This window comes from Aedoeadaptatus acetigenes, from assembly GCF_025566985.1.
GTDB lineage: Bacteria > Bacillota > Clostridia > Tissierellales > Peptoniphilaceae > Aedoeadaptatus > Aedoeadaptatus acetigenes.
Genome location: NZ_JAOQJD010000002.1, coordinates 60,166 through 73,342, shown reverse-complemented (window position 1 = coordinate 73,342; position 13,177 = coordinate 60,166). Strand labels below are relative to the sequence as shown.

Annotated in this window: 7 protein-coding genes; 3 read left to right on the top strand and 4 right to left on the bottom strand. The window is 48.0% G+C overall.

Going from position 1 to position 13,177, the window contains the following annotated elements; all coding sequences use genetic code 11:
- Positions 1-36: 36 nt before the first annotated feature.
- Both OCV31_RS01225 and OCV31_RS01220 read right to left on the bottom strand, forming a co-directional pair.
- Complete coding sequence (locus OCV31_RS01225; RefSeq protein WP_267303730.1) at positions 37-471, bottom strand: universal stress protein; 435 nt, start codon at positions 469-471, stop codon at positions 37-39.
- A 228-nt stretch (positions 472-699) separates the two neighbouring features.
- Positions 700-1,140, bottom strand: a complete 441-nt coding sequence (locus tag OCV31_RS01220) for a universal stress protein (RefSeq protein WP_108831282.1) — start codon at positions 1,138-1,140, stop codon at positions 700-702.
- A gap of 144 nt (positions 1,141-1,284) precedes the next feature.
- On the opposite strand from OCV31_RS01220, the gene OCV31_RS01215 reads away from it, so the two are divergent.
- On the top strand, positions 1,285-2,139 hold the full coding sequence (locus OCV31_RS01215; RefSeq protein ID WP_148471836.1) for a pirin family protein: 855 nt from the start codon (positions 1,285-1,287) through the stop codon (positions 2,137-2,139).
- A gap of 135 nt (positions 2,140-2,274) precedes the next feature.
- On the top strand, positions 2,275-3,222 hold the full coding sequence (locus OCV31_RS01210; protein ID WP_148471834.1) for a putative ABC transporter permease: 948 nt from the start codon (positions 2,275-2,277) through the stop codon (positions 3,220-3,222).
- Between the two features lie 60 nt (positions 3,223-3,282).
- Here the strand turns inward: OCV31_RS01210 and OCV31_RS01205 are convergent, their stop codons facing one another.
- On the bottom strand, positions 3,283-3,795 hold the full coding sequence (locus tag OCV31_RS01205) for a macro domain-containing protein (RefSeq protein WP_148471832.1): 513 nt from the start codon (positions 3,793-3,795) through the stop codon (positions 3,283-3,285).
- A gap of 107 nt (positions 3,796-3,902) precedes the next feature.
- Positions 3,903-5,750, bottom strand: coding sequence for an LTA synthase family protein (locus OCV31_RS01200; RefSeq protein WP_267303729.1), 1,848 nt, complete (start codon positions 5,748-5,750; stop codon positions 3,903-3,905).
- 392 nt (positions 5,751-6,142) lie between these two features.
- On the opposite strand from OCV31_RS01200, the gene OCV31_RS01195 reads away from it, so the two are divergent.
- Complete coding sequence (locus OCV31_RS01195) at positions 6,143-13,171, top strand: InlB B-repeat-containing protein (RefSeq protein ID WP_148471827.1); 7,029 nt, start codon at positions 6,143-6,145, stop codon at positions 13,169-13,171.
- Positions 13,172-13,177 lie beyond the last annotated feature (6 nt).

Below are 13,177 nucleotides of genomic sequence, written 5' to 3'. Positions count from 1 at the left end.
GCACCCTGCTCCTGCAAGGCACCGCATAGTTCAAAATTACTTATTTCCTTTATTGACGAGAACGGGGATCTTTGCCGTATTCAACACTTTGTTCGATACGGAGCCCAAGAGGGTTCTCGAGAAGCCGCCTAAGCCGCGACTGCCCATGACGATAAGATCCGCGCCCTTTTCCTCGGCACATTTCACGATCTCTTCCGATGCCCAGCCCGTGCGGACGACGGTTTCCACCTCGCCCTTAATGTCCACGGCCTCCATGGCCCTTTCCAGAATTTGTTGGCCCCGCAGTGCCTGGGCCTTCTTGAAATCCGTGGTGAGAAAATCGCCGGGGTAATGCTCGATGACTTTGGAATCCGTTAAAACCGTGAGCACGATCAACTTCGATTCCAAGGTTTCGGCCAAAATTTCCGCTTCTTTCAGCGCCGCAAAAGAATCTTGAGATCCGTCGACAGGTACTAAAATAGTCTTAATCATATACAAACGCCTCCTTTTCATTCAATATACCATAAATGCGCGTTATTTATACCGATTACACAATATATTTCACATCATGATGAAATCGTGAAACGAGGCGAGAGAAAGCATAGAAAAAGACATTGAACCGGCGGAAAGACAAAAATTATCGCTGAAACGGAACCGGCGGTCGAACCGAGGGTTTTCCAATGCAAAAAAAGCGCCCTGCCGAAACCGGGCGCCGATTTATTAAATTCTGCAGTTGACTTTGTTGACCAAAACCGGGACCTTGGCTGCGTTGAGCACTTTGTCGGATACGGAACCCAAAAGGGTTCTGGAGAATCCGCCTAAGCCGCGACTGCCGATGACGATCAGGTCCACGTCTTTTTCTTCGGCGCATTTAAGGATTTCCTCCGATGCCCGGCCAACCCGAACGCAGGTTTCAACTTCGCCCTTGGTTTCGATGGTTTCCATGGCCTTGTTCAGGATTTTTTCGCCTCGTAGCGCTTGAGCCTTTTTGAAATCCGTGGAAAGGAAATTGCCCGGGTAATGCTCGATCACATTGGCATCGGTTAAGACCGTGAGAATAATCATCTTCGAATCAAAAGATTCGGCCAACAGTTCCGCTTCTTTCAGCGCACAGTAAGAGTCTTGAGATCCGTCGATGGGGACTAAAATTTTCTTATACATACATACGCCTCCTTTGTATTTAGTATACCATATTCACCAATCATTTAAACAAATTGCATTGAAATTTCCGCCAAATAAAAAAATAATTTCAGGGTATCAATGAAAAGTAGGCAAAAAAAGCAACAGAACGAGAAAGGAAACTGTATGATACGAAAAATTAAACGGGTGGTACGCGGCGAAGCGGGCGTCGACGGCGCCGGCGTGCACCTGACCCACGTCCTGAGCCGCCACACCATGCACGATACCGATCCCCTGCTCCTTTTAGACGCCTTCGACGCCACGGATCCCGCCGATTACGTGGCGGGCTTTCCCATGCACCCCCACCGGGGCATCGAGACCATCTCCTACGTGGTGGAAGGCACCATGGTGCACCGGGATTCTTTGGGCAATGAAGACGCCGTCACAAACGGCGGCATCCAGTGGATGACCGCGGGAAGCGGCATTCTTCACGAAGAAAAGCTCCCGCCGGTGGAGCGCCTCTTCGGCGTGCAGCTCTGGCTCAACATGAAAAAAGAAGATAAATTCGCTCCGCCCGCCTATGTGGCCGTTCCCTCGCAGTCCATCCCGGAAATTCCCTTCGACGGCGGTCATGTGCGTATCCTGGCGGGGAGCTATAAAGGGCATGAGGGCCACCTCTCCCGCTACGTGCCCGTGGACTACTACGACGTGCACATCGAGCCCGGTTGCGCATTTCAAACCGAAGTGAGCGAAAAGGTAAACGCCACCCTCTTCGCCCTCGTGGGCAGCCCCACCGTGGAAGGAGAGCCCGTGGAACATTTCGATGCGGCCATCCTCGAGGGAGGCGACGAAATCCGCATCGCCAACGACACGGACGAGGAAATTTCCGTGCTGCTCTTTATGGCCGAGCCCATGGACGAGCCCATCGCCTGGTGGCCCGGACCCATCGTCATGAATACGGAAGAAGAATTGAAAGAAGCCTACGACGAAATCAAAGCGGGCACATTTATCAAAGACAAAATCGCCATGAGCCGAGAATAATCGTACGAAAACCGCAGGGAAAGCTGCGGTTTTTTCTATTGCGGCACAAAAATGACATCAAAAAGTCAAAAAGTGTATGGCGTTTTTTGATTCGGGCGGGTACCATAGAAGAGAAGAAAAGAAAGGGAGGATGCCATGGAATTCACAGGCGGCTACCAACTTTTGTGGTTATTTTTTATCTACTCCGTTGCCGGATGGGTAACGGAAGTCTTTTTAAAATTCTTAGAATACAAGCGCTTCATTAATCGAGGCTTTCTCATCGGGCCCTACTGCCCTATCTACGGCGCCGGCGCCGTTCTTATCACCGTGGGCGGAAAACTTCTTTCTCCCGTGGATCGCACATGGGCCATGAGCTTTCTCATTGCCTTCGTCCTCTGCGGCCTTTTGGAATACCTCACGAGCTACATACTGGAAAAATACTTCCACGCTCGCTGGTGGGACTATACCGAGCGGCCCATGAACCTTCACGGCCGCGTGTGGATCGGAAACCTGATTCTCTTCGGCATCGGCGGCGTGTTTATACTAAACGTCTTTAATCCCCGCCTGCTGGCCCTGGCCCACCGCATGGGGCCCCGCCTCTTCGCCGCCATTTTAATCGCCGTAAGCATCCTTTTCGTCGCCGACGCCGTCATGAGCTACTTCATCATGAACCTGCTGAAACAAGGCGTGGAAAAGAGCCGGGCCGACAAGAGCGAAGAGATCGCCGCCGAAGTGCGCTACCTTTTGGAAAACCGCTCCGTCTTCCACAAGCGGATCCTGGACGCCTACCCCGAGCTCACCTTCCGCACGGAAAAGGTAAAAGCCCGCTTGGAACGCATCCGTAAAGAAGGCGAAGCCATTCGCCTTCTCGCCGAAGAAAAAGTCGAGGCCATGGAAGCCTTCGCCAAGGAAACCGCCTCGAAAAACCTCACCCCCACCCGGATCCTGCAGCGGGAAATCATCGAAAAGCAAGACGCCCTGATCGCCTCGTTAAAAGAAGGCGCCGACGCGAAGGCCCTGGAAGAACTGGAAGAAGCCATAAGAGAAAACAAAGAAATTCTGGAAAACAGAGAACGCCGCCTGCGGCTTATCAAAGCGGAATAAACGAAAAGGCACAGACCGACATGTCTGCGCCTTTTTTATTGGAAGAAAGTAAAATACCGCCTACTTCATCGCCTTCGCCAAGGCCTCGTCGTAAATGGCCTTGGTTTTTTCGTCGAACAAGACCCACATCACATCCATAGCGTGGTCTTCCACAAAAGCCAGAGCCCTTTCCACGGCGATTTTCGCCGCCTTCTCCGTGGGGTAGCCGAAGATTCCCGTGGAAATCGAGGGAAAGGCGACGGATTTCAGCCCGTTTTTTTCGGCGAGGGCCAAAGAGTTGTCGTAGCAGGAGGCGAGAAGGGCCGGCTCATTTTTCTCGCCGCCCTGCCACACGGGGCCCACCGTGTGAATAATGTAATCGGCGGGAAGATCGAAGCCCGGCGTCATCACCGCATCCCCGGTGGCGCAGTAGCCGATTTCGCCGCAAGCCTCATCCAGCGCGCCCCCCGCCGCGCGGAAAATGGCGCCGCACACGCCGCCGCCTCGGAGCAAGCGCTCGTTGGCCGCGTTCACAATGGCATCGGCCTTCGTCGTCGTAAGATCTCCTAACAGCATGGTAATCGTCCCTTGCATAATAAACTCCTTTCATCGGATGCGTCGGATGCTTTCTTCACTTTAGCCTATCGAAGCGTCGCTGAAAATGCAAGAAAAAGCCACAAAAAAAGGCCGCACGCGCGACCTTATTTCTGCACTTTGTCATTGGCCCGGTAGTATTCCATGGCGCGGTACTGCCGCACCATTTCCGGGAGAGAATCGTCGCCTTCCAGCAATTGATACTCCCCGTCTTTTCGAATGTAGGGCGGGTGAAGCACCGTGGTATTTTTCAAATAACTCGATTGCACCGCCATCATGGGATCGTAGGGCCAGCCCATGGTTTCAAAGAGATACTTCATCAAAAGGAAGGGGCTCAGATCCGGCCCTTCTCCGTGAAAATCCACGCCCAACTTCGCCTTGGCCGCGTCGTTGGCCCAAATCACGTAGGGCGTGGTGTAGTAATTCAAAACGCCCTCCAAAGTGGATTGGTCGATATTGATCCCCATGCTCTTGTAGCCGCTGTCTCCCTCGCCGAGCCAGGGCTTGTGGTCGCCGAAAAAGATCAGCACCACCGGCGCGGGATTTCGGCGAAGGCTTTCCACAAAATCCCCCAAGGCGTCGTCGGTGGCGGCAATATTAGAGAGGTAATTGTTGAAAATCGCCCAGTCCCTCGGGTTCTGGTCCTCCAATTTGTCTACATACTTTCTGTCCGCCATATTGTAATCGGCGTAAGGGCCGTGGCCCTGGTAAGTGAGGGCGTAGGAGAAATAGTAATTCCCCTCGGCCGCCGTGGCATTCAGGCGCTTTTCCACTTCCGGGAAAAAGTGATTGTCCCGGGTGTAGCCCCAATCCGTGTCCCCGGCGGCCTCTTCCACCGCCTGAAAGTAATTGTCGAAGGACAGATACTCGTCGAAGCCCAAGCGTGGATTCACATTCTTGCGATTGTAAAACCAGCCGTAAATCGGGTGCAGGGCCTCGGCGGTGTAGCCGTTTTGCGTAAAATAGCGCACGTGGGAATGGGTGTCCGTCATCATGGCGGCGCTTGACGCATAACTCGTGCCGGAAAAGCCCGTCAAAAAGCCCCGCTCCGTGTTTACCGTGCCGCCGCCGAAAATATCGGCGATCAAATGGCCGTGAATCCCCTCATCCTGAATGGCGTGGAAATGATTGTACACGTCGTCGTGAATGGGAATGCCGTCGAAATCCGTGAAATCGGCGAAAGATTCCAGCATCACCGACACCACGTGCACCTTCTTGTCCTCGGGTATGGACGTGTCCTTAATGTCCTTCCACAACATGGCCGCGAGTTTCTTGTCGTAATCCTCCGGCGGCGTGCCCCTCATCATGCGGCCGCTCAGAAGAAAAGGATAGGCCAGGCCCTTGGCCATGTAGGTTTCCGTGGCGTTGTAAATATTAATCGGCGCCTTTTCGCCCACCCGGGCGTAGACCTTCGGGGAAAAATACGGGCCGCGAAAGCCTTGGAAGATAAAAAGCATGGCCAAGATCGAGCCGATCAACAGCCGCCGCCGGCCCTTGCCGATCCATGGACGCCCCTTTGATAGAAAGAGAAACACCGAAATGGCGATCATGGCGATGAGGCCGATCAAGGTCATGACATCGGATGAGAGCACCGATAGGTGGTAATTACCCTTCATGAGCATGGATTCGCGAAAGAGCAGAATCTCCGGCAAGACAAAAGGCTCGTCTCGGTACATAAGCTTAAACTGCTGCACCACCGAAAGCACAAAAAACAACAGCCCCGTCACGGAAAAGCCCACCCACAGCCGGCCGCTCAGAGCGTAGAGAAAGACAAAGAGAAGAAAGACCGGCAGAAAATTCATAAACAAAAGCAGCGGGCTTTTGAAATAACTGGCGAAAAGCGCATCCCTGAGAGGCCCGTCGCCGCAGGCGTAATACAAAGTAAACAAAGTGATCAGGGCGCTGAGCACCGCCATGATCCCATAGGGCCGCCAACGAGAATCGATCCGCTTCACGACGACCTCCTTTCCGTACAAAAACATTACAAACAGTTTACCACAAAATGACCTCGTCCCAACAAAAAAGGGTGAGAAAAGAAAGGGGCGCGGGCCACCAATTACTTCCTTTCTGAGAACAAAAAAGAAAGGGCGCGGTGGGCGCAAAAAGGCGCCGCGAATACATAAAGATCCAAACATAGAAAAGCCCGTGGCGCGGAAAAATCGCCGGGCGGGGTGCAATTTTTTTCTTTAAAAAAGAAATCCACGCCAAAACCGTGGAAACCCCTGAAAAAGCTTGTTTTAAAAAGAAAACAAGGATAATATAGTTATGATTAGAAATTTTTCGATGCCGCGTTCAAAGCGGCGAGCAAACATAGAACGATATCACTCAAAAACAGTAAGGAGGGCTTATGAAACGCCTTATGAAACAACTCTGCCTCTGGACATTGATCCTCGCCATGGTTCTGTCCGGACCCGCATCGGCCTTTGCGCAGGTGAATCACGCTGATCTCAGCAAAGACAGAGACGAGATTATCAACAAAAAGCCGGTGACCCCGGCGAAGCTTGAAGACGGCCAAACGGCGGCGGAATTAATTAAAAACCCCGATCAGCCGAAAATCTACACCCTGCGCACCGACTACAAGGTGCAAAGAGGGGAAAAGTATGTCGTCGACTACCAACCCTACATTGCCAGTGTAGGGGAGGCTGCGACGGAAGAAGAACAAAAAAAGGTCAATCAAACAGTTAAACTACCGGACCTTACCGGCTACGAAAAGCCCGACGACGATTATTTAATCACCTACGACAAGGTGAAAGACACGGCCGACGGCAAAGGCAAGACAGGCAATACCACCAACGGATTCAGATACCAAGCCAATGAAGACTTCCGTTACAAATCCAAGGCCAATGAAATCACGATCAAACACGTCTTCCAAGACTTGCAGGATTTTACGAAGTACACCAACCCCGACGGAAGTGTTGGAGAAAAGGGACAACTTATTACCACTCAAAACGGCAACACCGGCTCCACCATGGAAGTGAGCCCCTTGGATGAAAAGCATCCGGATCGAAAAGGCTTTGTTCCGGAAGCACCTTATATCACCATGCAAGTGCCGGAAAATGCCGAGAACTTCATCTTAGAATACCGCTACAACCGCGCCCATTATGATGTCAACTTCGATACCAAGGGCGGCACACCGGTTCCCAACCGCAATCTTTACTACGAACAAACCATCCCGACAATTGATGACAAGAGTATTCCCACAAAGGCAGGATGCGACTTTTTGGGCTGGACGCCTTCTATAACATTAGAAACAACAGGTGGAAAAACCTATCCGGAAAATCAAATCATCAAAGATAGCGATGACAAGCCCATCTTAAATCTCGCTGCAGACCTAAAGATGCCGGCGAGCAAGATCACCTTTACTGCAGTTTGGAAAGACAAACCCAAGGCGGAATACGTCATCCAATTTTGGACGGAGAAACCGGATTACGACGACAAAAATGATGCCCTGCCCTTGCGCGATCGCTACGATTTTATCGGCGCAAGAAGAATAGATAATGCCGACACCGGTTCTACTCCGGATCTTACAAACTTAGATATCCACGGCATCACCTTCCCCGACTTAAATGAAGGTCGATTGGAGAAGGCTCAAGATGATAAAAAAGAATTTGAAAGATATTACTTTTTAAATGAAGACTTGACTAAAACGCAAAACGCATCTGAAGACAATCCTGAAGTACAAAAATCTGTATCATCAACGGGCGAAACTGTCTACAATGTCTACTACAACCGCAGAGTCTATACCCTCTACTTTACAGCTGCTTATGGAGAGGCATTTGATATAGTAGGTAGCTTCTGGCCGATTATAACAAGAGATGGAAAAGTCATAGGGAAAGAAGGATCTCCTTATAAAGTAGATGTTCGCTTCAACCAGAGCTTAAATAAAATATGGCCAAAGGATGCGGAAGTTTCAAATCTTCCGACTTCTGTTGGTAATGAAGAAGGAGACACCGGTCTGATAGGCTGGACAATTAACAATAACGCGGGTGAACAAGCTTATCGCGATACTCCACCTTATCGTTTAAGTGCAGAAGATTTTATCGACAGTCAAGATGTAGTGGGAACAGGAGAGTTTGAGGGATTTGGTCACGCAGATCAAATACCTATAAAGGATGGAAAAAATAAGAAAAGAGATAAATATGAGATTTCCATTGGATCGACATCCTATGAACAATCTGTTGTCCATCACATTGATATTATAAAGGACGATTTCGATGGCAAGGAACAAATCGATTATGACATGTCCTATTGGAAGAGCGATACGAGTGCAGCTGGACCTAATGGGTATCCCTTCGGTTTGCCTCATCTTCAAGGTTTTACCCTTAAAGAAGATACAAGGACGGCAGAATGGATAGGACTAGAAAAAGGTCGTGTTGGAACTTGGGACGCACGTAAAACTTTTGATGAATTAAATGCACAGAGAAATAAGAAAACGCCTTTTAGAAGCGACGCCGACAAGATAGAATACATCGATCAATTTCCTTGGGGCACAAAATCCTTTAAAGGGGCAAATGCCTATAATTATGCAAACTACTCTCGTAATAGTTACAAATTAAAATTAAATAACGATCCCAAGACAGTAAAAAATGACAGCGAATATGGTGCTGGCAATATTTTAGATGTGCCTTATGAAAAGCCATTAAATGATTTAAAACTCGATGCGACACACAAACCCGAAAAACCGAATTGGGTACGTGATGATTGGAGCTTCTTAGGCTGGGCACTGGATCCCGCCGGCGAAAACTTGGTAAAAGACGGAAATGAAACAAAACTTCATTATGACCAAGTTCTCTACGCCAAATGGGGCGAACCTGATTATAAGTGGAAGGTTATCTTTGATCCAAATGGAGGTAGTTTAAGGACAATCGATGAAAACAAATTAACTACAGAACGCAAGACCGTAAAAGAAGGCGATATTGGTCAAGAAATACAAACAACTTATCCTATAAAAGAAAAGAGCGAAGGTGATAAGCAAGTATTTAAAGTTGTTCATAAACAAGAACTTGTAGAACCTAAATTTAAGCCTGTAAGAAAGGGCTACGACTTTATGGGCTGGGAAATAATTCGCTATAAAAAAGATGATAAGACAGGCGATTATACAGAAGAAATCGACAACTCATATCGCCAGACTTATAAAGTGCCGGAGCTTTACTCCTTTGGCAACGAAGTTGTATCTCCAATATATCTAAAGGCAATTTGGGTTCCAAATGCAAGAGTGGATGTAGAGGTTCTTCACTATTATTTAGACAAGGACTATAACTTAGATACAAATATAAGTCCAAACCCGGACCCTGATAAACTTGAAAACAAACGTGCCGGCTATTTGGTGGCCACCACCGGCGACAGACAAGACGATAAATATACCCTTGTACCCCATGACGAGCTTGTGGAAAAACTACCTGAGGATTTAAAGACTATATATGAAGAATATAACGGCAGAGTAAAGGGAGACAACACTTTCTTCCAACAATTCCGTGTTGAGCCAGAGAAGGTTTTAGATGACCAAGGAGTCTTAGTTGACAATCCTAAAGTGGCTGACAATGTCTTTAAATTCTTTTACAGGCCATACAGACAAAGAGAATACAAGGTCAACTATATAGATGAAAGATTTAAAGGTGAAGCAAACGAAAAAGACGGAGCCATTATCGAGCAAGAACTTGTTGTAAATGGTAACCGTCACTATGACGCAAGAAACTATAGACCGATCCCGGGTTGGGTTTTAACAAGTGCACCACAACAACAACTCTCCTTCGATGTCAACGAAGAAACAAATGAATTTATAGGCATCAATGGCACAAAGTCAGATGAAATTACCTTCTATTATAAGGACGTAAGAGTAATTGAAATACCAACTCCATCGGAGGGACAAGAAATTCCTGATCCACCAAAAGGATATGTTAGAGTAACCTTTAAGGCAGACAAGGGCGGATCCTTTGGTAAAGATGCCCAAGGCAAAGATATCACCAAGCTCCACTACGACGTCATTAAGGGGCTCAAGTCCGACCTGCTTCCCGTACCGAAACTGTTGGAAGAAGGCGAGACGGCAGATCAAAACAAATACTATATCACCCCGGACGATGGCAAGAAGTTTACAAAGTGGGACAACAAACCATTATTAAACAAAAACACAATTATAAACGAAGCTCACGAATTTACCGCCTACTTCGAATGGTCGGGCCTCACGGCAAAGGGAATGGTACGCACCGAATCCTTTAAAGACCCGAACGGCAAATGGGACAATGACTTTGCTCCGACGATTGCAGATCTGAAGAAACAACTTGAGTGGAGAGAAAAAGACGAAGTCAAGCCGCTTCCTGACGGAACGACGATCGAATTTTTCGATGAAAACGGCAACGAATTAAAGACAAACGAAGATGTCTTCAAATTGGTCAGTGAACAAAACAAAGCCGACAAAGACGAAGTCGTCCGCACCGTAAACATTACGGTGAAAGCCACCTTCAAAGACGGAAAAGATCCCCAAGAATTGAATATTCCCATCACGGTTTATAAAAACGTCTACGAAGCATTGAACAAAGCCGGTGACAAACCTCTCTTCTTAACAGAAGCCGAAGGCAAGGACGCTAAAGACGGCGGACTGCAAGACGTAACCGGCGACTACGTCAAGGTTACAATCAAGGCAAGCAAAGACTTTACTGCCAAAGATGACAAAATCTACTATGTAAACAAAAATGCATGGGTAGAAATCCCTGAAGTGAAAACAGAAGGATCGTCCACCTTTGTCAACTGGACAGCAGACAAAGCTGCACAAAACGAAGGACAAGCAGAGAATGGAATCTTTGATTTCGAAAAACGTCACAAGTTTACCGAAAACACAGTGATCAGTCCGAGCGATGCGAAAGATGTCGTAGAACAAAAGCAAGGGGAAGACAAACCGAAAGTCCCCGATAACTACGTCAAAGTTATCGTCAAGACCACGGACAAAGCGACGGATGATACCAAGTTTGAAAAGATCTTCTGGGTCAACCCGACGAAGGAAGTAACCATTCCGGCCACAGATCCTGTTGGTAAAGAAAATCAAAAGTTTACTTTCGACGGTCTTGGAGAAAAAGATGTCAACTACATCTTCAAAGAATGGCAAAAAGTACAAACCGGCGAGACAGACGAAAGTCTAACGAAAGTAGATCCGGCTGTTAAAGTTGATTTGGCGAAGAACCAATACACCGACAAAGTAACGGTCATCGAAGCGGCCTATAAAAAATCCATTCTACCCGAGAAAATTGAAGAGCCCTTGAAGACCACCAAGTTGGATACGCCTCAAGGTAAGAAAATAGAAGACAAAGATTTAATCGAAAAGATCACCCCGCAAGAGGGCAAAGAGATTAAGTCAATTCAAGTGATTAACAGACCTGATCCGTCGAAACCGGGCGAACAAAAAGCGACAGTGATTGTCACTTATACAGATGGATCCACCCAAGGAACGGATAAAGACCCTGTCGTCATCCCCGTGGAAGTTCACAAAAACATCATTCCCGAAGCACCGGGCGGACAAAAGCCGAAAGATGCCCTCGACAACTACGTCAAAGTCATCTTTAAGGCAGGCACAGGCGGATCCCTTTCTGGCGATTTGGTTTACTACGTCAGCCCCGAAGTGGAAGTCGATATGACCGACTCGGCAAAAGCCGTGACGAAGACCCCGAGCGTCGGCTACACGGCAAATGGCGGAACCTGGAGTCCGGAAATTAAAGCCGAAAAGATCACCGCGGAAAAGACCTACGAATTCAACTTCGTCAAGTCCGACGACATCGTGGAAAAAACCGACGATCCGAACCAAGAGATCCCCAAGGGTTACGTCACCGTCAAATTTATCGCCGGAAAAAATGGCGAAGTAGTTGGCGGCAACAAAACTTACTACGTCAACCCCGAAGCAAATATCAAGCTGGTTGACAAAGATAAGGCAACGGGTGCTTCGAACGAACTGGTCGTTCCCGAAGCGAAGGCTAGTGATAATTACGGATTCGCCGGCTGGGTTGAAGAAATCGACTACACCAATCCCATTAAGGGCGACCGTGAACACGTAGCCAAGTTCACCAAGAACAACGTCACCCTAACCTATAAGGCCGGGGAAGGAGCGACAGGCGATGTACCTGCAACTCAATCCGCACCCTACGGTGGAAAAGTCGTTCTGGCAAATGCTGATAAATTAAGCAAGACGAACTACGTCTTTGACGGTTGGAAGATCGGTGAAACCATCTATAAAGCAGGCGAAGAAGTGACCTTAAACGGAAACACCACCGCCACCGCCCAATGGACGCCGAAAGAATACACCGTAATGTTTGACTTGGCAGGAGGTACCATCGACGGTAAGACAACGAAAGACTCCATTAAGGTTAAACATGGCAAAACTATCGAAGAGGTAGATGGTCCTATACAAGAAGGAAAAGTCTTTATGGGATGGAAGAACAAAGGTGAAGATGCCATCTTTGATTTCACCAAACCGATTACCGCAGACAAAGTCTTAGTTGCCCAATGGCAAGAACCCGTTCAAAAGATCAACGATGGCGATCCGGTCGAAGAACAATTCATCAAAGTTACTTTCCTCAAAGGCGACCACGGAACCCTCAAAGAAGGACAAGCTGAAAACCTAGAAAAAGTCACCTACAAAGTGGCGAAAGACTTGAATTTTGCAGATGCACAAGCCAAAGGCCTCGTCGTCCCGGGTATCGTCCCTGCAAAATACTACAAAGCAAAGGCAGAAAACAGCGGCTGGGACAAAGCACTTGATCTGAATCTTGAAGAAGGTCAAAAGGAAAAAGTCTTTACCGCCCAATACGAGCCTGAAGCAGATGTAATACCGGTAGATTCGAAAGTAACAGAAGAAGATCAAATCAAAAAAGAAAAACCGGAAGGCATGGTCCTCGTTCAATTTGTAGTCGACGATAATGAAGCCTATATGGATGGAATTACAAAATACTATGTCGCAAAAAACAAAGTAGTTGACGTTCCGTCGCCGTTGGTATTCAACAAAAATGAGAACTATCATTTTAATGGCTGGTTATTTAACGATGAAGTTACCATGAAGATAAGGGGAAGTTTTGCCAAAGATACGGTAATCTCCGACAAACTTCTGGTAAGACCGGAAATCCACATTAAAGTTCCGACACCCGGTGTGGACTTAGTAAAGATCGAAGATTTGACAGCAGGCGCTAGCGGAAAGCTGGAAGTGATTAGTGGCGGACAAAGCAAAGTGTACGACAATGCGATGGTTCAAATCACAGTCAGACAAGGCCGCAAGAGGGTTACTAAAGAGGTACGCGGCTTTAAACTGGATTCGCCGTTGAAAAAAGGCGATCAAATTAACTTCTGGGCAACTAACGACAACGGCGATTCTGACGTGTATAAGTATATTGTCCAATAAGGAGGA